Annotated in this window: 23 protein-coding genes; 13 read left to right on the top strand and 10 right to left on the bottom strand. The window is 40.9% G+C overall.

Going from position 1 to position 21,675, the window contains the following annotated elements; translation table 11 throughout:
* The first annotated feature begins 187 nt into the window (after window positions 1–187).
* Window positions 188–754: an NADPH-dependent FMN reductase gene (locus tag H5079_RS17160; protein WP_011329514.1), complete on the top strand. Its 567-nt coding sequence runs from the start codon at window positions 188–190 to the stop codon at window positions 752–754.
* Window positions 755–766: 12 nt separating this feature from the next.
* Here the strand turns inward: H5079_RS17160 and H5079_RS17155 are convergent, their stop codons facing one another.
* Window positions 767–1,207, bottom strand: a complete 441-nt coding sequence (locus H5079_RS17155; RefSeq protein WP_011329515.1) for a TerB family tellurite resistance protein — start codon at window positions 1,205–1,207, stop codon at window positions 767–769.
* Window positions 1,208–1,307: 100 nt separating this feature from the next.
* Between H5079_RS17155 and H5079_RS17150 the strand changes: the two genes are divergently transcribed.
* Window positions 1,308–1,664: a hypothetical protein gene (locus tag H5079_RS17150; RefSeq protein ID WP_182677780.1), complete on the top strand. Its 357-nt coding sequence runs from the start codon at window positions 1,308–1,310 to the stop codon at window positions 1,662–1,664.
* 2 nt (window positions 1,665–1,666) lie between these two features.
* Here H5079_RS17150 and H5079_RS17145 read toward each other — a convergent pair whose 3' ends face one another.
* Complete coding sequence (locus H5079_RS17145) at window positions 1,667–2,260, bottom strand: hypothetical protein (protein ID WP_011329517.1); 594 nt, start codon at window positions 2,258–2,260, stop codon at window positions 1,667–1,669.
* 209 nt (window positions 2,261–2,469) lie between these two features.
* Between H5079_RS17145 and H5079_RS17140 the strand changes: the two genes are divergently transcribed.
* Window positions 2,470–2,763, top strand: coding sequence for a hypothetical protein (locus H5079_RS17140; RefSeq protein WP_179807950.1), 294 nt, complete (start codon window positions 2,470–2,472; stop codon window positions 2,761–2,763).
* A 92-nt stretch (window positions 2,764–2,855) separates the two neighbouring features.
* Here the strand turns inward: H5079_RS17140 and leuD are convergent, their stop codons facing one another.
* The 5 genes from leuD to fabR form a co-directional block, all read right to left on the bottom strand.
* Complete coding sequence (gene leuD, locus H5079_RS17135; RefSeq protein WP_182684546.1) at window positions 2,856–3,455, bottom strand: 3-isopropylmalate dehydratase small subunit; 600 nt, start codon at window positions 3,453–3,455, stop codon at window positions 2,856–2,858.
* Complete coding sequence (gene leuC, locus H5079_RS17130; protein ID WP_182684545.1) at window positions 3,455–4,855, bottom strand: 3-isopropylmalate dehydratase large subunit; 1,401 nt, start codon at window positions 4,853–4,855, stop codon at window positions 3,455–3,457. Before leuC ends, leuD begins: the two co-directional genes overlap by 1 nt.
* A 67-nt stretch (window positions 4,856–4,922) precedes the next feature.
* Window positions 4,923–5,999, bottom strand: a complete 1,077-nt coding sequence (gene leuB / locus H5079_RS17125) for a 3-isopropylmalate dehydrogenase (protein WP_011329521.1) — start codon at window positions 5,997–5,999, stop codon at window positions 4,923–4,925.
* Entirely contained in the window at window positions 5,996–7,549 is a 1,554-nt protein-coding gene (gene leuA, locus H5079_RS17120) for a 2-isopropylmalate synthase (protein WP_011329522.1), read from the bottom strand. The genes leuB and leuA overlap by 4 nt, the downstream gene beginning before the upstream one ends.
* 395 nt (window positions 7,550–7,944) lie before the next feature.
* On the bottom strand, window positions 7,945–8,565 hold the full coding sequence (fabR, locus tag H5079_RS17115) for an HTH-type transcriptional repressor FabR (RefSeq protein WP_011329523.1): 621 nt from the start codon (window positions 8,563–8,565) through the stop codon (window positions 7,945–7,947).
* 126 nt (window positions 8,566–8,691) lie between these two features.
* Here fabR and H5079_RS17110 point away from each other — a divergent pair, with 126 nt between their 5' ends.
* Window positions 8,692–9,825 (top strand): fatty acid desaturase, encoded by a 1,134-nt coding sequence (locus H5079_RS17110; RefSeq protein ID WP_058374380.1) that lies wholly within the window; start codon window positions 8,692–8,694, stop codon window positions 9,823–9,825.
* 13 nt (window positions 9,826–9,838) lie between these two features.
* Window positions 9,839–11,269 (top strand): Si-specific NAD(P)(+) transhydrogenase, encoded by a 1,431-nt coding sequence (gene sthA / locus H5079_RS17105; RefSeq protein ID WP_172459241.1) that lies wholly within the window; start codon window positions 9,839–9,841, stop codon window positions 11,267–11,269.
* 219 nt (window positions 11,270–11,488) lie between these two features.
* On the opposite strand, the gene hemE is transcribed toward sthA, so the two are convergent.
* The gene (gene hemE, locus H5079_RS17100; RefSeq protein ID WP_058374381.1) at window positions 11,489–12,553 is read right to left on the bottom strand and encodes a uroporphyrinogen decarboxylase; all 1,065 of its coding nucleotides are present in this window, start codon (window positions 12,551–12,553) and stop codon (window positions 11,489–11,491) included.
* 526 nt (window positions 12,554–13,079) lie between these two features.
* Here hemE and H5079_RS17095 point away from each other — a divergent pair.
* On the top strand, window positions 13,080–13,550 hold the full coding sequence (locus tag H5079_RS17095) for an Rsd/AlgQ family anti-sigma factor (protein WP_011329527.1): 471 nt from the start codon (window positions 13,080–13,082) through the stop codon (window positions 13,548–13,550).
* A 90-nt stretch (window positions 13,551–13,640) separates the two neighbouring features.
* Here H5079_RS17095 and fkpA read toward each other — a convergent pair whose 3' ends face one another.
* Entirely contained in the window at window positions 13,641–14,393 is a 753-nt protein-coding gene (gene fkpA / locus H5079_RS17090; RefSeq protein ID WP_011329528.1) for an FKBP-type peptidyl-prolyl cis-trans isomerase, read from the bottom strand.
* A gap of 214 nt (window positions 14,394–14,607) precedes the next feature.
* Here fkpA and H5079_RS17085 point away from each other — a divergent pair, with 214 nt between their 5' ends.
* Window positions 14,608–15,606 carry a WD40 repeat domain-containing protein gene (locus H5079_RS17085; RefSeq protein WP_182684544.1) on the top strand — a complete coding sequence of 333 codons (999 nt, stop codon included), beginning with the start codon at window positions 14,608–14,610 and terminating at the stop codon, window positions 15,604–15,606.
* Window positions 15,593–15,808 (top strand): SlyX family protein, encoded by a 216-nt coding sequence (locus H5079_RS17080; protein WP_011329530.1) that lies wholly within the window; start codon window positions 15,593–15,595, stop codon window positions 15,806–15,808. The genes H5079_RS17085 and H5079_RS17080 overlap by 14 nt, the downstream gene beginning before the upstream one ends.
* 23 nt (window positions 15,809–15,831) lie before the next feature.
* Here H5079_RS17080 and H5079_RS17075 read toward each other — a convergent pair whose 3' ends face one another.
* Window positions 15,832–16,035 (bottom strand): YheV family putative zinc ribbon protein, encoded by a 204-nt coding sequence (locus H5079_RS17075; RefSeq protein ID WP_041454614.1) that lies wholly within the window; start codon window positions 16,033–16,035, stop codon window positions 15,832–15,834.
* A 132-nt stretch (window positions 16,036–16,167) separates the two neighbouring features.
* On the opposite strand from H5079_RS17075, the gene H5079_RS17070 reads away from it, so the two are divergent.
* The 5 genes from H5079_RS17070 to H5079_RS17050 all read left to right on the top strand — a co-directional run bounded on the left by H5079_RS17070 (window position 16,168) and on the right by H5079_RS17050 (window position 21,636).
* Complete coding sequence (locus tag H5079_RS17070; RefSeq protein WP_182684543.1) at window positions 16,168–18,090, top strand: ATP-binding cassette domain-containing protein; 1,923 nt, start codon at window positions 16,168–16,170, stop codon at window positions 18,088–18,090.
* Window positions 18,074–18,499 carry a TIGR02444 family protein gene (locus H5079_RS17065; RefSeq protein ID WP_182684542.1) on the top strand — a complete coding sequence of 142 codons (426 nt, stop codon included), beginning with the start codon at window positions 18,074–18,076 and terminating at the stop codon, window positions 18,497–18,499. Before H5079_RS17070 ends, H5079_RS17065 begins: the two co-directional genes overlap by 17 nt.
* A 624-nt stretch (window positions 18,500–19,123) precedes the next feature.
* Window positions 19,124–20,116, top strand: coding sequence for a hydrolase (locus H5079_RS17060; protein WP_011329535.1), 993 nt, complete (start codon window positions 19,124–19,126; stop codon window positions 20,114–20,116).
* Entirely contained in the window at window positions 20,113–20,367 is a 255-nt protein-coding gene (locus tag H5079_RS17055; protein WP_011329536.1) for a YheU family protein, read from the top strand. Before H5079_RS17060 ends, H5079_RS17055 begins: the two co-directional genes overlap by 4 nt.
* A 75-nt stretch (window positions 20,368–20,442) precedes the next feature.
* Window positions 20,443–21,636, top strand: a complete 1,194-nt coding sequence (locus H5079_RS17050; protein WP_011329537.1) for a dipeptidase — start codon at window positions 20,443–20,445, stop codon at window positions 21,634–21,636.
* The last annotated feature ends 39 nt before the right edge of the window (window positions 21,637–21,675 follow it).

The following is a 21,675-nucleotide window of genomic DNA, read 5'->3' as shown; positions in this document are numbered from 1 at the left end:
TTCTCTAGCCAGAGGTTTTCAGTGAAAACAAGGCGAATTTACGCGTCAATAGCTGGCCTATTGCAAGTAAATTCAACGCAGTTAGCGCTGAAAATAGCTGCTTGAGATAAGTTTATTATCCGGAGATCAGGTTGCATTAGCCCGAACTTTGGTTAAGTGATTTACTAACACATTAGCAGGATAAACCATGACAGCACCAAAAATTATTGCTTTAGCAGGTAGTTTACGTAAAGACAGCTTTAATCAACAACTGATCAATGAAGCAGCACGCTTTGCATTAGAAAGTGGTGCAGAAGTAGAAATAATTAAACTTGCCGATTTAAATATCCCACTTTTTAATCAAGATATTGAAGCGCAAGGTACTCCTGCCGATGTGCAGCTGTTAAAAGAGAAGTTACGTGCTGCAGATGGTATTTTATTAGCCAGCCCTGAATACAATGGCTCTATTACTGCAGCGCTTAAAAATGCAATCGACTGGGCTTCTCGCACAGAGCAAGGTGCAGTACCTGCTTTTCGCAATAAAGTAGTGGCGTTATTTGCAGCATCGCCCGGTGGATTAGGTGGTCTACGTGGCTTAAACCACGTGCGTGATATTTTAAGTGGTGTTGGCTCATTAGTACTTGCCGATCAGCTAGCAGTACCGGCTGTGCACACTGTACTCGATGAAAATGGCCAAATTAATAACCCAAATACAGCAGAAAAAGTGTCTGCATTAGCACAACAATTAGTAACTGTTGCCAGCAAGCTTAGCTAACCTGCTAAAGCTCTATTTTGTCGCCGCAATTTTAGCGGCGATAAAATCTACATGAGTTACATATAACAAGCCTGCCACTTTACGTATTACGTACTCTTCTTGCGGATCAATCTCACCATCGGCATAGGCTAAGCGCCATAATAACTCTATTATTTCAATGCGCTGCGCAGCACTACAATGTTGGTTAATTTGTTTTGAAAACTGAAAATAATCTGTCGCGCTATCCACGCTACTGTTTGCATTATTTAGCAGCTCGTTTACGTCTGCATCGTTTAATGCAAAATAGCGTTTTAGGGTAGTCGTTAAAGTATGTTGTTCATCATCATCTAACTTAGCATCGGCGCGCATTACCTCAATTAATAATGCAGCAACCGCTGTTTTTAAATCATGCTCTTGCATACTTGGCTGTTGCTCATCGAATACAGAAAAAAGTTGTTTTATTTGTTTGAACATCACACTTTCCCTTATTGGGTGTTAAACTTAATATAAATAAATAGCGCTTAATACTGATAGTATTAATGGGTATAAAGTTCGCAAATTAAAGGAATTATTTATGCAAGGATTAAACATTAGCTTAGTTATTGGCAGTACTTTGCTAGCTTGTTCAAGCGTAGGCACAGCTTTTGCCGAACAAGCAAAAACAGAAAAACTCTACGACTTTGATAATAAAGTACATTATTACCAAACAAAACTCGACGATGATAACTATAAAATAGAGATCCAGTCAGACGATTACAAACACTTTGCAAATCAGAGTGTATTTTTACTACGCCATGCTAATCGCTTGTGCCTTAATAAAACATTTATGCTTAAAGTGCTGGATGGCGTGCAAGAGTACGAAAGTATGCCTACTAACCCTAGAGCTTACCAACCAGCATTAAGTGTTTTACTACAGTGCGAAGATGAATAATTTTAGTCTGTATATCCCCAAGGGGCTGCTGGCGGAGTGATGGGTTTAGTTAAATCAAAATCCACTTTAAATTCGCGGCCTTGACGAATTAAACGATAAGTAAATACCTCAGGATAAATATACATTTGCCAAGTATTACCTACCGACTGTGCTATCCCTTGTGCAACAAATAATTCTTTTGAATATTGATCGGCAGGAAACGACTGCATTTGTGCAAAGCCAGCATCATTTGTATGCCCGCCATACATAGTTGAGATGTCGTTAGAACCATTTTTATGGCGATGGTCGTGCTTTAAGCTTAAGCCACTGCCCGTTTTAGTAATAATCCAAGTGCGCGATGCATCATCACCCACATGAAATGGCACTTGCAGCTCACTGTCGGTACATTTACGTACATGCATTACTAATTTTTTGCCCGCAAACGAGCTTGGTCCCGCGGCGTTATCAACACTTACCTTGCCTTCATAAGCTTTACCGCAATGTGCAGCAATATTACTAAAAAACGCATCGTGGCTAGCAATAGACACCAAAGGCGCAGGGCTTGCTACAACAGTTGATGAAGCCAATAATAAAGTGGCTGCAGTTAATAATTTCATCACATATTCCTTATAATAGTTTTTAGTACCATAGCCCTTTAACTCACTTAAAGGAAGTAATCACGATGAACCACCAAAGTGCAGGAGTAACCAACAAATGATACTTGCAACTCGCTGATAATTTTAAAATATAAATTGTTGCAAAAAAAATATAATAATTAAATACTGCCAACTGTAAAATTAATAACTAGCATGGAGCGCAGAACCAAATGACAAATTATATAGGCTTAATAATAGTCATATTATTATTGATTTTACAAAATCGTTATTACCTTTCCCTATGTAAATACCTTGTTCAGCAACACCCAAATGAATGGCAAAAGCTTACCCAAAACTCTTTAGATGGAACAGCACATGCCAACCTTGCTGAATCATTTAAAAATGGCTTTTTTGCGACCATAGATGACTCGAAAGTAACCCGTTTTCAAACCTTTAAAAGGATAAACTTATTAATAATAGCAGCCATTTCCGCCGCTAGTTTAGCTACTGCATTTTTATTTTGAACAAATTGATAAAACAATTAATGTGTTGCCGCTAAAATAAAAAAGCGCAGCTTATGCTGCGCTAAATACGTCTTTTTATTTATTTTAACAACTTACTGCCAAGGACGCTCTGCAGCAAGTTGCTGCTCAAACGCGTCTATTTGTGGGTTAAGCGTTTCGGTTACGCCAATAAAGTCTAGGCCGCTTAATAGGCGCTCTTTTACATCTTTTCGAATATCAAAACTAATGGGGGCAAATTTAGTGCTAGTCAGTGTTTGATTTTCAAGATCGATGTCGATATGAATATCGTCATGTTGCTCACTTAACAAAAATAATTGCTCTAGCGTATCGCCAGGCAGTGCAATGGCTAACATTTGATTATTGCCACAGTTATTGAAGAAAATATCGGCAAAGCTTTCAGCCAAAATCACTTCAAAACCATATTGCTTTAGTGCCCATGGCGCGTGTTCGCGTGATGACCCACAACCAAAGTTGTCGCGCGTTAGTAATATTTGCGCGCCTTGGTAGCAAGGGCGATTTAAAATAAAATCAGGGTTTGGCTCGTCATTTTCTAAATAGCGCCAATCATAAAATAATGCGGCATCAAAGCCTTCGCGGCTGGTTGAGGTTAAAAACTGCTTTGGAATAATTTGATCCGTGTCCACGTTGTTTTTATCCAATGGGGCCATTAAGCCACTAAAATAAATGCTCATTAGGCTTCTCCTCTAATATCAACAAAGTGACCATGTATAGCTGCCGCAGCGGCCATTGCAGGGCTAACCAAATGGGTGCGCCCGCCACGGCCTTGACGTCCTTCAAAGTTACGATTTGAGGTGGATGCACAGCGTTTACCTGCACCTAAGCGGTCGTCGTTCATTGCTAAACACATTGAACAACCCGGTTCACGCCACTCAAAGCCAGCTGCTTTAAAAATATCTGCTAAGCCTTCGTCTTCGGCTTGTTTTTTAACTAAACCAGAACCCGGTACAATTAACGCTTCAATACCGGCAACTACTTTTTTGCCTTCGACTATTTTTGCTGCTGCACGTAAATCTTCAATACGACTATTGGTGCACGAGCCAATAAACACGGTATCTACTTTTGCACTTGATAACTTTTCGCCCGCTTTTAGGCCCATGTACTTTAATGCACTGCGGATCGCATCAGCTTTAATTAGGTCAGGTTCTTTATCAGGATCAGGAATACACTCGTCTACGCCAATCACTTGCTCTGGGCTAGTGCCCCAAGTAATTTGTGGCTGAATGCTGCTGGCCTCCAGCTCAACAACATGATCAAACTGCGCACCGTCATCTGTTTTTAATGTTTCCCAATACTTAACAGCTGCGTCAAAATCAGCGCCTTTAGGAGCAAATGGGCGACCTTTTAGGTAATCATAAGTGATTTGGTCAGAAGCAATTAAACCTGCTTTGGCACCCATTTCTATACTCATATTACACAACGTCATACGTGCTTCCATCGACAACGCTTCAATTCCTTCACCGCAAAATTCTGCAACGTAGCCCGTGCCACCCGCTGTACCTAACTTACCAATAACCGCCATAATTAAGTCTTTTGCAGTAACGGTGGGACGCAAACGGCCATTTATTTGAATTTTTAACGACTTAGCCTTTTTTTGTTGCAATGTTTGCGTTGCTAATACGTGTTCAACCTCTGAGGTGCCAATACCGTGAGCAAGCGCACCAAATGCACCATGAGTCGACGTATGGCTGTCACCACATACTATGGTCGTGCCTGGCAAAGTTATACCCTGCTCTGGCCCCATAACATGCACTATGCCTTGATTAATTGAGTTTAAATCGTAAAGCACAATGCCAAACTCTTTACAGTTTGCATCTAGCGCCATTAATTGATTTTTCGACACTTCGCTAGCAGCATCCAATGAGCGACTTTTGGTCGATACATTATGATCCATAGTAGCGAAGGTTTTTTCTGGGCAGCGTACAGCGCGGTTTTTTTCACGCAAACCAGCAAAGGCTTGTGGTGACGTAACTTCGTGTACTAAATGACGGTCAATATAAAGTAAATCGGTTTGCTCGTTGATACTGGCAATTGTATGTGCTTGCCAAATTTTGTCGTATAACGTTTGGGCCACTTGCTAATCCCCTAATCTGTTTTGAGCCGCAGCCTAACGGAGCTGCGGCATTAAAATGTGTTTTTAGTTAAATGCGTGCAACAATCGCTGCAGCAACATCATTGGTAGTGTAGCCAGCGTTTGGAAATATATCTGGCGTACCTACGCCCGCTGCAACGGCTTCAGCTACTGCTTTTTCAATGGTGCGTGCAGCTTCGTCTTGGCCCAATGAGTAACGCAGCATTAGTGCGGCACTTAAAATTTGTGCAATCGGATTTGCCACGCCTTTACCTGCAATATCGGGGGCTGAGCCACCGGCTGGCTCGTATAAACCAAAGCCCGACTGGTTCAAACTAGCCGATGGTAATAACCCCATAGAGCCGGTGATCATCGCGCACTCATCAGACAAAATATCGCCAAATAAGTTATCGCACAGTAATACATCAAACTGGCTTGGTTGTTTTACAAGCTGCATTGCTGCGTTATCTACGTAAATATAATCAAGTTTTACTTCTGGGTAGTCTTTACTTACTTCGGTAACAACTTCGCGCCATAGTACGCTTGATGCTAAAACGTTGGCTTTATCAACCGAAGTAACATGGCTACTACGCAGTTTTGCGGCTTCAAAGGCAAAACGTGCAATACGTTCTATTTCTTTACGTGAGTATCTTTGCGTATCGAATGCTGATTCATTTTCGCCTTCGCCGCTGCGCCCTTTTTCACCAAAATAAATGCCACCGGTTAGCTCACGTACACACAAAATGTCAAAGCCTTGCTCGCTAATATCAGCGCGTAGTGGCGATGCGGTGCTTAGTGCTGGTAATAATTGTGCTGGGCGTAAATTACAAAACAAGCCAAAGTGTTTGCGCAGTGGTAACAGTGATCCACGCTCAGGTTGCTCATCGGGCGGTAAATGTTCCCACTTTGGACCACCAACAGCACCAAATAAAATAGCATCGGCATTTTCACAGGCTGTAACTGTACTTTGTGGTAAGGCTTTTCCATGCTTATCGATGGCTGCCCCACCAATTGCATGGTGTTCGCGGTTTAGAGTAAAACCAAACTTATTGCTCACTGCATCCAGTACTTGCTCTGCTGCTGCCATTATTTCTGGGCCAATACCATCACCCGCTAATACGGCTACACTGTAGTTTGTTTTACTCATCCTGCTTTCCTTTGTTGTTTTAAATCAGACACTTTTTGTGCGCGATAAATTAAATTATAAACACGAACCATAGCGCGTACCGACGCTTCTACCACATCTGCTGCTATGCCCGCACCGTGATAAGGGCGGCCGTTAAATTTAGCAATAATGTTTACCTGCCCAAGTGAACTTGCACCTTGGCCTGTGGCTTCTAAGTTATACTCAATCATTTCTACGCTCATTCCGGTTAAGCGCTCAATAGCAGCAAAAGAGGCTTCAACTGGGCCATTCCCCGTTGCTGCTTCTTGTTTAGCTTCGCCATCTATCAACATGCCAATAGTAGAGCTGGCTACCGATTGTGAGTTAGATACCGAGTTAACAAACTCTAATTGGTACTTTTCGTCTTTGTCGTTAATTTGATTAAAGTAAATCATCGCTTCAAGGTCGTAATCGTATACAGTACCTTTTTGATCAGCCAAGGCTATAAAACTTTCGTATAGACTATCCATATCGTAATCAGACTTTTGATAGCCTAATTCTTCTAAGCGATGTTCAATAACATGGCGTCCAGAGCGTGAAGTCATATTTAATTGGTTGCTCGGTACTCCTACACTTTCTGGCGACATAATTTCGTAGGTGTTTTGCGCTTTTAATACGCCGTCTTGATGTATACCTGAGCTGTGTGCAAAGGCGTTCTCGCCCACAATGGCTTTATTAGGCTGTACTGGCATATTACAAATTTTAGCCACTTGGCGAGATGCGCGATAAATTTCTTCACTTTTAATATCGGTATACACGTTTAAGTGGTCTTTGCGCATTTTCATGATCATTGCCACTTCTTCAAGTGAGCAGTTACCCGCACGTTCACCAATGCCGTTAATAGTACACTCAATTTGGCGAGCACCCGCTTGCACAGCAGCAATAGAGTTGGCAACAGCTAAGCCTAAATCGTTATGGCAATGCACACTTAAGCGTGCTTTATCAATATTTGGCACATTGTTCATTAAATGGCGGATCATGCCTGCGTATTCGTCCGGCGTTACAAAGCCAACTGTATCGGGTAAATTAATAGTAGAAGCACCGGCTTTAATGGCCTGCTCTACAATGCGGCATAAATCCCAATGCGGTGTACGTCCGGCGTCCTCACACGAAAACTCCACATCATCGGTATAGTTACGTGCTAATTTAATTGATTTAACTGCCATAGCAGTGGCATCGTCTAAGCTCATGCGTAACTTGTGCTCAAGGTGCAAAGGACTGGTAGCAATAAAAGTATGAATTCGACTTTGCTGCGCGTTACGAAGTGCTTCGCCACATGCTTCAATGTCTTTAGCAACTGAGCGCGCTAGGCCACAAATAATTGGCCCTTTAACCTCGGTAGCAATACGCTGCACGGAGCGAAAATCTGCTGGGCTCGATACCGGAAAACCCACTTCCATTACATCTACATTTAAGCGACTAATGGTGTGCGCTAGCTGAATTTTATCATCTTCGGTAAGGCTTGCTTTAAGCGCCTGCTCACCATCACGTAATGTGGTATCAAAAATCCATACTTTATCTTGGTCTTGCATAACAGCCTCTCATTCCAATGCTATTTATTGTTAACTTATCCTACCGCGAGATAAAAAAAACCCCGCAAGTGCGGGGTTTTTTTATGTTTAGCTCAATGCAAACACACTAATCCCCGCTCACTTGCCATAGCAGTAAGAGGTTCAGTTTTAGTGTAATTAAACGAATAATATGCATCTTGCTTTCTTATTTGTGTCGAGTGAGGCTTATTTTTAACATTACCACGCACAAGGTGCAAGCATAAAAATTCTAATTTTTGTATTTAACATCGCTTTAAACAGAAATAATTATGCACTAAAGCAAGGTTTGGTGAGGTTTTTTAACAATAAAGCACCGCAAAGTGCTTAAATTACTAAGCACTGTAAAGCACAGTGCTTAGATTAACTTTTTACTCTGTTTAAATCTCTTTATTTGTTTCTCGCACATAATGCGTTGCACCACGAGTAATGTAGCGCAATTGCCAAATAACACGCTCTACTAACTCATCGCGTTGTAAGCCCTCTAAATCAAGCGCTTCTGCTCCAGCATTAAATACCAGTGTTACCATGGCTTCAGATTGAATATACGCATGGGTGGCATCGCATTTTGTTTCGCTTTCTAGGTAGTGCGCCAACTCTAAAATAAAGTGCTTAACTTCGCGTGCTACCGCCGCTCTAAACGCTTTTGAAGTACCAGATCGTTCGCGCAGTAATAACCTAAATTGATTACTCGAGTTGTCAATAAACTCCATAAAGGTCACCACCGAGGTATTTATTACGCTACCACCGCTGGCAATGCGTCGGCGCGCTTGGCGCATAAGTTGACGCAGGGTTAAACCCGCTTCATCAACCATGGTTAAACCCAGTTCGTTCATATCTTTAAAATGTCGATAGAAAGAAGTTGGTGCAATACCGGCTTCACGCGCAACTTCGCGTAAACTTAAGTTTGAAAAGCTATGATCGGCACTCAATTGATTAAATGCCGCCTCAATTAACGCTTGTCGTGTTTTTTGTTTCTGTTGCGCTCTAACACCCGACATCAACAGCTCCCTGAATGAATTTATAGCAAATTTTGATTAAAATAGTTTAATTACTCAGTCTAATACTTGACGCCAAGAGTTTGAAATATTATTTTAGCTTACAGTTGTACGCTGAGATAGAGAATTATGAACAAACCACCACTTATTTGGACCAACGTCCTATTTTTTAGCCTTACTTTTTTGGCCGCGATAACGCTTGTGCCTTGGTATGGTATTAACTACGGATTTTCTAGTGCCCACTGGATTGCCTTTGTCGGCTGTATGTTTTATGCAGGCTTATCAATTACTGCCGGTTACCACAGATTGTGGGCACATAAAACCTATAACGCCCATCCGGCGGTTGAGTTTGTGTTTGCCTTAGGCGGTGCATTTGCACTGCAAAACAGTGCACTACATTGGAGCAGCGACCACCGTGTGCATCACGGCCAAGTTGACGACCCAATAAAAGACCCTTATGCCGCAACCAATGGTTTTTGGTATAGCCATATTGGCTGGATGTTACGTGACTATCAAGCTGATAGCTACGGCGATTACAGTAACTGTCGCGATTTACAACGCAATAAAATTGTAATGTGGCAACACAAACATTATTTAAAGTTAGCTCTTTTAATGAATGTAGGCCTACCTCTTACGCTAGGATTACTAGTTGGCGATGTATGGGGCATGTTATTACTTGCCGGTTTACTGCGCTTAGTACTTAGTCAGCACTTTACCTTTTTTATTAATTCGGTAGCCCATATTTGGGGCTCTCGTCCGTACACCGAAAAAAATACCGCCCGCGACAACGGCTTTTTAGCCCTATTTACATATGGCGAGGGGTATCATAACTTTCATCATATTTTTGCCAGTGATTACCGTAACGGCATTAGGTGGTTTCATTATGACCCCACTAAATGGGTTATTCGCTCGTTAGCTGCCCTTGGTTTAGCCAGTAAACTAAAGCGCACACCGGTTGAACGCATTGAAAAAGCCAAGGCCGAAACTTTAATGAGCAAAACACAAGTTCGTCTTGCAAAATTGCCTTTAGCACAAGATAGGCTTACATTATTACAACAAGAATATGATTTACTGCTGAAAAAACTGCAAAATTATTGTTCACTACAAAAACAAGTGTTAGAAGTTAAAAAAAATAACATGGCAAAGCAGTGTGAACGTTCAGCATTAATGGCACAATACCATGAGCTGGAAGCCGCCTGGGAAAACCAAAAGCAGGCATGGCTAGCACTTAATGCGAGGTTATTAAAAGCCTCTTTTAGTTAATATAGGAGTGGCTGTGGCCAAACAACCAGAAAAGAAAAAAACACCCGTGACATACCAATATGATGCAGTAATTATTGGCACGGGTCCTGGCGGTGAAGGTACCGCTATGAACCTTTCAAAAAATAACAAAAAAGTGGCTGTTATTGAACGCCACGAAGCCGTAGGTGGGGGCTGTGTACATTGGGGAACCATTCCCTCTAAAGCCCTACGTCACTCGGTTAGCCGTTATATTGAATATAAAACAAACCCTTTATTTAATACCGGTGATCGACTTGCTCGACTCACTTTTCCTGACATTTTACGCCATGCCAGCTCAGTTATTTCTAAGCAGTCTAATTTACGTAGCAGTTTTTACGACCGTAACCGTATTCAAATGTTTCAAGGCGACGCGCGTTTTATTGATAAACATACAGTTGAAGTAACTCGCCAAGATGGTTCAACTGAGCGTTTAACGGCCAAGACTATTGTTATTGCTACAGGTTCGCGCCCATACCGTCCGCCAGAAGTAGACTTTACCCATTCTCGTATTTACGACAGCGATACTATTTTAGGGTTAACCCACGATCCACATCGCGTACTTATTTATGGTGCGGGTGTAATTGGTTGTGAGTATGCCTCTATTTTTAAAGGCTTAGGTGCCAAAGTTGATTTAGTTAACACTCGCGACCGCCTACTTGCCTTTATGGACACAGAAATATCTGACGCGCTGAGTTATCACTTTTGGAATAGCGGTATTGTAATTCGTCATAACGAAGAGTTTGATCATATTGAAACCCGTGATGACTGTGTAATTATGCATTTAAAATCGGGTAAACGCGTAAAAGCTGACTGTATTTTGTTTGCTAATGGCCGCACCGGTAATACCGACAAGCTTAACCTTGAAGCAATTGGCTTAAAACCTGATAGCCGTGGTCAGTTAAAAGTAAACGAAACCTATCAAACCGAAATTGACAACGTATACGCTGTAGGCGATGTGATTGGTTACCCAAGCCTAGCGAGTGCCGCATTTGACCAAGGCCGTATTGCAGCAGATGCAATTTCCTGTGGCAACTGTGATGAAAAGCTGATTATTGATATTCCAGCGGGTATTTATACTATTCCTGAAATGAGCTCAGTAGGTAAAACCGAGCAGCAACTTACTGCTGCTAAAGTTCCGTATGAAGTAGGTCGTGCGCAATTTAAACACCTTGCGCGTGCGCAAATTGCGGGTACTGAAGTGGGTACTTTAAAAATATTATTTCATACAGAAACCAAAGAAGTACTGGGTGTACATTGCTTTGGTGAGCGCGCCTCAGAAATTGTCCACATTGGCCAAGCCATAATGGAGCAAAAAAATGGCGGCAATAATATTGAATACTTTGTAAATACCACTTTTAACTACCCAACTATGGCTGAAGCCTACCGAGTTGCAGCGTTAAATGGATTAAATCGCTTATTTAAGTAAAGCTTTTAAGCTAGGAATAACCTATGTAATGTGGTTATTTGATAAATAGGCAATAACGACGCATAAGTGCCAAACACGCCTTATTAAAAAGCCCGCTTACTAAAAATAGTAAGCGGGCTTTTTGTTGTTTAGCTGTTTTGTCCTTAAATGTGTTTACACATTTAAGACTTATTTATGAAAAATAACACACTAAACACTCAGTACTTTATTTGGTATTTATTACTTATGGTATTTAGCACTGAACTCATGCACGGCATTAATAAACACACCCGCATTTTCAGGGTCTACATCTGGTGTAATACCATGGCCAAGGTTAAATACATGACCATTACCTGTGCCAAAGTCTTCTAAAATAGTCGCTACTTCTTGACGAATACGCTCTGGCGTACCGTGCAGCATTGACGGGTCCATATTACCTTGTAATGCTACTTTGTCGCCTACACGGCGCTTAGCATCGCTAATATTAATGGTCCAATCAAGGCCGATAGCATCACAACCAGTTGCTGCAATTGCTTCAATCCATTGGCCACCATTTTTAGTAAACAAAGTAACTGGTACTCTACGGCCATCGTATTCACGAATTAAACCATCAACAATTTTGTGCATGTACTGCAATGAAAACTCATTGTAGTCGCGCGGGCTTAATACACCGCCCCATGAGTCAAACACCATTAACGATTGTGCACCGGCTTTAATTTGCGCATTTAAGTAATCGATAACCGAATCAGCTAGTTTATCGAGTAATAAATGTAGCGTTTGCGGCTCTGCAAATGCCATTTTTTTAATTTTGCCAAATACTTTGCTGCTGCCGCCTTCAACCATATAAGTCGCTAACGTCCACGGTGAACCCGAAAAACCAATTAATGGTACTTCGCCTTTTAGTTCACGACGAATAGTACTAACCGCATTCATTACATAACCAAGATCGTCGTTTGGATCTAGCTTAGGAATTTTTTTAACATCGGCAAGCGATGAAATTGGACGCTCGAACTTTGGACCTTCACCCGTTTCAAAGTACAGACCTAAGCCCATAGCATCTGGAATGGTTAAAATATCACTAAATAAAATAGCGGCATCTAACGGGTAGCGGCGTAATGGTTGTAGTGTTACTTCGCAAGCAAGCTCAGCATTTCTACACAGGCTCATAAAATCGCCCGCTTGTGCACGTGTAGCACGGTATTCTGGTAAATAGCGTCCTGCTTGGCGCATCATCCATACTGGAGTTACATCAACAGGTTGTTTTGCAAGTGCACGTAAATAACGGTCGTTTTTTAATTCGCTCATAGCGTAAAATAATCCTAATGCTTATAGAAATTGAGCAAGATTGTACCACCATATTCATTACCTCTCTATCGCTAAGCGATTAAATTGACAGCAACAGGAGGTAGATCAAGATGTTTTGAGTTTTTAACTGTTTTTGACTATTAAACAAGCAAACAGTAGCAACAATTAAAACTTTTCATTAATATGTTTGCAACATACTTAAATCCTTGGTATTGTTTATCCCGCGTTAACAAAAACAATAATAAAAATCTTAAAACAATAAAAATAAAAGTTTTAAAATAACAATAACAAAAATCTTCTAATAAAAATAAGAAAGCTTGTTATAACAAGCCATAGAAAAAAATTAAGCCACCGTAACAGGTGGTTTTTTCTTGCCTGCAATAAATTATCAATTCCCTACAAATAAAATAAACTGCTTCTAGATCATCTATTTTACTAGTTGATATACACATCAATTAACTATATCTTGAGGTATAAACAATTTTTACTTTTAACTAAAAAACCAACCCAGCTTAGGAGAACGATTATGCTGACGCGTGTAGAAAATGCTCAACAAAAGTGGGGGGGTAGCCATACTGTAATTGATAAATGGCTAAACGAGCGACAACGCCTCATTGTGCTTTATTGTAAGCTAGCTGGGTTTTCACCTTCTGATAAAAAAGATCATGCCCTGCCTGAACCACAACAAATTGAAACGTTTTGCCAAATTTTAATGGATTACTTATCTGCCGGTCACTTTGAAATATACGATGACATTGCTAAGGCTTGTGAAAGTAAAGGCCCAGAAAGCCAATTGCTAGCAAATGCTATTTACCCAAAAATAACAGATACCACCGACATTGCGCTAGATTTTAACGATAAATACGCTGAAGTTGATAAAGAAGATTTATTAGTAGGCTTTGACAATGACTTATCTGTTCTTGGTGAAGCACTTGAAGCGCGCTTTGCGCTAGAAGATGAGCTTATTGATAACTTATTTGCTAATCATACGGATTAACAAGCGCACCGTTATTTATACGCATTAAAAAAGGGACTTAAAGTCCCTTTTTGTATATGTAGGCTAAATTATTTTTAGCTTATATCTTATTTACTCTGCTGCTGCAGCATCTGCATCGCTTTGAATTTCTAATAATTCCACTTCAAATACAAGTGTTGAATTAGCAGGAATTTTACCTAAATCACGGTCGCCATAAGCTAGCTCAGAAGGAATTGTAAATTTATATTTAGAACCAACAGGCATAAGTTGTAAACCTTCAGTCCAACCAGTAATTACACGGTTAAGAGGGAAAGTTGTTGGCTCGTTACGTGAATATGAGCTATCAAATTCAGTACCATCTAAAAGTGTGCCTTTATAATGTACTTTAACTACATCAGTTGCAGCTGGTTTTTCGCCATCACCTTGAGTAATCACTTCGTACTGTAAGCCAGACTCAGTAACAGTAACGCCTTCTTTTTTAGCGTTATCAGCTAGGTATTTTACACCCGCTTCTTTGCTTTTTTCAGACTCTACTTTTGCTTGTGCTTCTTGCTTAGTACGCACTGATGTATCTAACTCAGTTAATACTTCGCGAATTTTTTCTTCGTCAATTTTTGCATTACCAGCAAGTGCATCTTCAAAACCACGAATTAACAGCGCTTGGTCTAGTTCAATACCAATTTCTTTTTTATCGGCTAAGTCTTTATTTAAAAAGTTACCTACCGATGCGCCAATACCGTATGCTTGTTGCTGCGCTACAGTGTCTAGTTTAACTTCAGCTTGCTCTTTTTTTGCTTCTTGATTACATGCTGTAAGCGCTAAAACTGACGCTGCAATCAATGACAATTTAATCGTCTTTTTCATTTTAAATCTCCGACACACTTTGCAGTTGCCATTTATTGTATTATTACTAGTTAAAGATTAACGACCTACATGATAGGCTGCTTGTTTAATAACTAAAATTTACGTTGTTAGCTAAACTAAAAACATATCCAGTGATTAGACAAACAACCTAGGCCTTCAACGAGACCTAGTCTAACCTCTCAATCACTAAGAGTTAAGAGGAAATGCTTGTAATATGCCGTTATTTCGTACTTTTTTTATCGTGTTTTGCTGTTTATCGGCCATCGCCTGTAGTGATGAAAAACAACAAGCTGTTGCCAGTTATGAACATGCTGCACAAGGCGCGTTTTCATCGGCGCTATCGCATGATGGTAGATACAGCTTAGTCTCCTCCATTAACCATGGGGTCGCGCTGTGGGATAATCAACAGCAAGCACTTAAATACCAATGGTTTCAGCAACAAGCCCAAGATAGCCTGGTTTATGCCGTTGCGATCGCTTTTGACAACAGTGTGGCTGTTACCGCCGAAAAAACCACCTTTGCGGTATGGGATATTGCCACCGGCGAAAATAAAGGTTACTACAAAATACAAAAATCCAGTATTCGCGATATTGCTATAAGCAATCAAGGCCGTAGCGTACTATACGGGCGCAGCGATGGCGTAGTAGTGTTTATTAACCTTGAAACTGGCCGCCGTATTGAGTTTTTAGGCCACCAAGAAAAAGTAAACACGGTCGATCTTGCCCCTAACGGGCGCTATGCTTTAAGTGGTTCAAACGATTACGTTGCTTACTTTTGGGATACGCGTACAGGGCAAGTGATTCATCGCTTTAACCACCCTACTCGTGTTACTCAAGTTACGCTTGACCCACAAGGTCGCTATGCATTTACGGCCGACAGTATGGCACAAGCAAATGTATGGAAGCTGACTACAGGTGACCTTGTAAGTAAACTGAAGTATATTGCGCGTCAGAAAATTTTTACGGCGGTACGCTTTAACGATCAAGGTGATTTGCTAGCAACTGGGTCGCCTAATAAACGCATTGATTTATGGCAAATATCGAGCGGTGAAAAAATTCAAACTTGGCAAGTGACACCACGTGAAGGCAGTAAGCCTAAATCGGCCGTGGTGCTCGATGTAACATTTACAGATAACGGCAGGTCGTTATTAACCGAAAGCTCCAGCGGTATCGCAGAGCGATTTATTATACGAGAGAATAATGAACACAATTGAACATCGCTTAATGGAACTTGAGGCCAAAGTGGCTTTTCAAGACGAAACAATTGATATTTTAAATGACGAAATAAAAGTTCACCAGCAGCTGTTGGCAAAAATGAAACGCCAAACAGAGCTACTGGCTGAAAAAATTAAAGAATCGCAGTCATCATCATCGATGATGTCAAACGAACCTGAGCCACCGCCGCCACATTATTAATATGCAGCTATGCAGCAAAGGATTTAATCTCCTGGTTTAAACACGCCTATAACTTGTTCAAACTGGCGTGTTGACGCCTGCACAGCCTGTTCTGGCTGTGCCATTTTATGGCCGCACTCTACACATTCTACTTTTTCTACATCATGCTCTTTGTAAAGCATTAACCTATCCATGGCTTTACATTCAGGACATGTTGCCCCAGCTATAAATCGCTTCTTTTGTTTCACGAGATTTTTCCCACAGTTTGACCTAATGTTATTTTATCGTATTACGTGATGCGTTGATACGGTTGATATGCCCAATACGATCCGTGTTATCATATTGGCAATTCAATTAGGGCACAGTAAAGTAACGCATTTATGATCCAAATCTCAGAAATAGAACTTCTTCGTGGCGGTAAAGCTTTATTAAAAAATGCATCTGCTACGTTATTTCCAGAGCATAAAGTAGGCCTAGTAGGCGCTAATGGTTGTGGTAAATCAACCCTATTTAGCCTCCTCAAAGCAGAGCTACAACTCGATGGCGGTAACTTTACTATACCTAAAGACTGGTCTATAGCGTCAGTAAAACAAGAAACTCCCGCACTGGAAATAAGCGCAATAGACTATGTACTACAAGGTCATCCGCAGTATTACGCCATGCGTATTGCACTGCGTGAAGCCGAGCAAGCTAACGATGGCGACGCACAAGCTAAAATACATATTCAGCTTGAAAACATTAAAGGCTACAGCATTGAATCAACCGCTGGTGAGCTATTACATGGTTTAGGCTTTGCTAATAACTTAATAGAAAACCCGGTAAGTTCATTTTCGGGTGGCTGGCGTATGCGCTTAAATTTAGCCCAAGCGCTTATTCGCGATGCCGACCTGTTATTACTTGATGAGCCCACTAACCACCTTGATTTAGACGCAGTATATTGGCTTGAACGTTTTTTACGTGCTTATACTGGCACTTTAGTGCTGATATCGCATGACCGTGAGTTTTTAGATGCCGTAGTTGATCAAATTTGGCATATAGATAAACAACTTATCAACGTGTACAAAGGCAACTACTCGCAGTTTGAGCGTCAAAAAGCCGAGCGCATGCTACAGCAGCAAGCCATGTTTGATAAGCAACAAGAGCAAATTGCTCATCTAGAACAGTTTATAACTCGCTTTAAAGCAAAAGCCAGTAAAGCTAAGCAAGCACAAAGCCGCGTGAAAGCACTTGAGCGTATGGAAAAATTAGCTCCAGCACATGCCGACTCGCCATTTAACTTTGAGTTTGCCGAGCCAAAAGCATTACCAAACCCACTAATGACAATAGATAAAGCCAAAGCGGGATATGGTGATATCACCATTTTAAATAATATAGAATTAAACTTAGTACCAGGCAGCCGCATTGCTTTACTTGGCCGAAATGGCGCGGGAAAATCAACGCTAATTAAACTGCTTTCGGGTGATTTAGAGCCTCAAGCTGGCGAAGTTATTCAGCACCATGGGCTAAATATTGGTTATTTTGCGCAGCATCAACTTGAATCTCTTGATTTAAAAGCCAATGCAATAACACATATACAACGACTAAACCCAAAGGCTACTGAGCAATCACTGCGTGATTTTTTAGGCGGATTTGCCTTTATTGGTGATAAAGCGCTTGAGCCAGTAGCACCCTTTTCGGGGGGCGAGAAAGCACGTTTAGTACTTGCCATGCTGGTATATCAAAAGCCAAATTTATTACTACTCGATGAGCCAACCAACCACCTTGATTTAGAAATGCGCCATGCACTTGTTATGGCACTGCAAGGCTTTGAGGGCGCTATGGTTACCGTATCGCATGACCGCCATATGCTTAAAAACACCGCCGATGAATTTTACTTAGTAGATGACGGCAAAGTAACTCAATTTGGTTACGACTTAGATGCGTATTACCAATGGCTGCTTAACGCCAATAAAGAAGCGACTAAAACAGAGCAAAGTGACGAAGTAAAAGCTAATTCAGGTATTAACCGTAAAGAGCAAAAACGCCTTGAAGCCGAATTTAGAAAAGCCACGCAACCGCTTAAAAAGCAAATTGAAAAGCTCGAAAAGCAACTCGACAAATACGCTGCAGAGCTCAATGAGGTTGAAGTAGCATTAGGTGATAACGAGCTATATTCTGATGACAATAAAGCCAAGCTAAAAGAGTTACTAGCCAAACAAGCCACACTTACACCTAAGCTTAACGACATTGAAGAAGCGCTCCTTATGGCGCTAGACGAAATGGAACAAAAAGAGCAGGCGTTCGTCGATGAACTTGCTCAATAGCAACCATTTTTGGCAATTTTCCTGCACTTTGTACGCCAAGCCAGTGCAACAACAAACCTTGCTGGAGTTACAAAACCAGCAAGGTAAAAACGTTAATTTGTGTTTATTACTCTTGTATTTAGATTCACTAAACTTAGTTGTAAATAGTCAGCAGCTTGGAGTATTAACACAAGTTGTTAATGAGCTCGATAATAACGTGATGCAGCAACTACGCGCAGCACGCAGTTATTTAAAAGTACACCAACAAGCTATTACTGACTATGCAAACATACGCAAAGAGCTGCTTAGCGCTGAGCTCAAGCTTGAAAAGCAGCAACAGCAAATGCTAATAAATGCCGTAAATGAATGTGAATTGGTAGAGTGTACCGAGCCAAATAATATTGAATTATATTTAAAGGCCAGCTTTTAGGTACAAAGCGCCAGAAAAAACAGCTCGCGCATATTTCAATACTTATGAGTCCTACCCTCTTTTACTGCTCATTCTTTTCTCTTTGTGCAAAAGACCTTTAAGTGACTTATACACAAACAGGTTAAAAGGCGCTGCGCTTTTATAGGGAAAAATTAAAACCTCTTTAATCCTTATATTCTCAGTGGTCAAAGCTGTTTTCACCTGCTCCCTTTACCCATCTGTTAAACCTAATACCTTCTTCTCAAAACATGATCCAAATCAACTTCATATCGCTCATTATTTCACTTAGGTAAATAACTTGATCTTGATCATAACTGTATCCCTAAACCCAGCTTATGATTAACCCATAGACATTAGGAGGCAAGTTATGGACGTATTCTTCAGAGATTTTTTTACCGACCCAGTACTGTTCTTATCGTTTGGTTTTCTGGGGATCGTTATTAGCTTGTGCCTTTTCTTTGTATACTACTTTATTAAGAAAGTACAAGAAGCAGAAATTCCTGACCAAAATTAAGCACGACGCACAAAGCGCCTATCAGTTTACTGATTAGGCGCTTTTTATTTTCCTAGCCGAAAAATTTGCTACACTAGCGCCTCGTTTATTGCAAAGTGTGTAGTACAAACATGATCCATAAGTTCAAACCCGCATGGTGGATGACCAATCGTCACGTTCAGACCATAATGCCGCGTTTTTTCCGCCCATTTCATCATACTCGCTACCAATTGGAGCAACTTGATACTCCCGATGGTGACTTTATCGAGCTTGCTTGGTCGCTACCGCATAACGAAACGGCTCCTCTTGCTGTGGTACTACATGGACTTGAAGGCAATATAAATAGCTTTTATGCCAAAGGCATGATGAAAGCCTTAAAAAAGCAAGGTTTTGCAGTGGTGCTTATGCATTTTAGAAACTGCTCCACCGAAGTAAATCGCTTACCACGTGCTTATCACAGTGGTGATACCGCCGACTTAAGCTTTTTTATAAACCACTTAAAGCAGCTATATCCAAACCGACCTTTAGTTGCGGTAGGCTTTTCGCTAGGTGGTAATGTATTAGCTAAGTATTTAGGCGAGCAACAGCAACAATGCCCGCTAAGTGCAGCAGCACTGGTATCTGCACCTTATGATTTATCGGCATCATCGGATGTTATTCGAAAAAGTTTAGGTAAAATTTATCAAAAGTATTTACTCGATCGCATGAAAAAATCAATGCAGCGTAAATTGCCACAAATTAAGCAGCAAATATCGATAACTACCGATCAATTAATGGAAATTGACGACTTGTTAGAATTTGATAATCAACTTACCGCGCCTTTACACGGCTTTGAAAATGCACATGATTATTACCGCCAAGCCAGTGCTATGCCGTATTTAAAACATATAGCGGTGCCAACATTAATTATTCATGCCAAAGACGATCCTATGCTCTCTATAAAGGCCGTACCAAGTAGGCAAGATGTGAGTGAGCATGTTACGCTGCGCATCTCTGAAAAAGGCGGGCATGTGGGCTTTATTAGCGGTAAAAATCCATTTAAGCCGGTATTTTGGTTAGAGCAAGCGGTGCCAAGTTATTTTGGCCAATATGTATTAAATAAAACCAACAAAGAGTCAGTATGATCATTCCTTACGAGCAACTTGATAAAGACACCTTATACAACCTAATAGAAAGCTATGTACTGCGCGAAGGCACTGATTATGGCGAAGTAGAAGCCAGTATTGAATCGAAAGTAAACCAAGTAAAGCTGCAGCTTAAAAGTGGTGAAGCTATGGTATTTTTCTCAGAACTACATGAGTCGGTAACTATCATTTCCAAAGGCGAATTTAAAGCGCTGCAAAGTGAAGAGCATCAGGCACAATCGTTTGATTAGATACAGTTAACTTTGTAGCACTTGTAACTTTTGTATTGAAAGTACACAATGGCTTTTTACCCAAAGAGCCATAAAATGATAAAACTCAGCACTCTAGTGGTAGCCATATCACTAGCATTAAGTAGCCAAGCTAATGCAACAACAATAACCGCATCAGATAAAGCAATTAAGCTGGCAAAAGACACAATTTTAATTGATACCCATATTGATGTACCTTACCGTCTGCACGACAAATGGGCCGACGTTACCAAAGCCACCGACGATGGTGACTTTGACTACCCTCGCGCTATACAAGGCGGTTTAAATGCCCCATTTATGTCGATTTACATTCCTGCTCACTTAGAATTTGAAGGCAAAGGTAAAAGCTATCAACTTGCTAATTTACTTATTGATAGTATGGAAGCAATCGCACAACGTGCACCCGACAAATTTGCAATTGCCAGCTCAACTGCCGATATAGAAGAGCAGTTTAAGCAAGGTAAGCTTTCGATTGCTATGGGCATGGAAAATGGCTCACCTATTGAAGGTGATATGAAAAATCTACAACACTTTTTCGACCGTGGTGTGCGTTATATTACCCTTGCTCATTCGCAAAGCAATCATATTTCTGACTCGTCATACGACATTCGCCGTAAATGGAAAGGCTTAAGCCCTTTTGGTAAAAAGCTAGTTACTGAAATGAACAACATTGGCATGTTAATCGACGTTTCGCACATTTCTGATGATGCGTTTTATCAGGTAATAGAACTCTCTAAAACACCCGTTATAGCCTCGCATTCATCGCTACGCAAATACACACCCGGTTTTGAGCGTAATATGAATGACGACATGCTACTGGCGCTGAAAAAGAATGGCGGAGTTATTCAAATTAACTTTGGCTCAAGCTTTGTTACCGCTAAAGCAGGTAGTTGGGGCAAGCAGCTAAAAAGTACAAAAGAGTCTGCAAAAAAAGAAGGCACCAAATTAAGTAATGATTTTGATGCTGCATACCGCGCTAAAAACCCCTACCCATTTGCCAGCCTCGAGCAGGTGCTTGATCATATTGATCACGTAGTTGCGCTAATTGGTATTGATTATGTAGGTATTGGTTCTGATTATGATGGTGTTGGCGATTCGCTGCCAATTGGCTTAAAAGACGTATCTAGCTATCCTAACCTAGTACAAGGTTTAATGGACAGGGGCTACAGTGATACCGACATTAAAAAGATTTTAAGCGGCAATACACTACGCGTTTGGAAACAAGCCGAAGCGTATGCGAAAAAGCATTAGGCTCTAGGTATCAGGTATCAGGTATCAGGTATCAGGTAT

The organism is Pseudoalteromonas sp. SG44-5 (assembly GCF_014164175.1).
In the GTDB taxonomy this organism is placed as follows: Bacteria; Pseudomonadota; Gammaproteobacteria; order Enterobacterales; family Alteromonadaceae; genus Pseudoalteromonas; species Pseudoalteromonas nigrifaciens.
The sequence above is the reverse complement of the archived record's forward strand: the minus strand, read 5'-3'. Positions and strand labels throughout refer to the sequence as shown.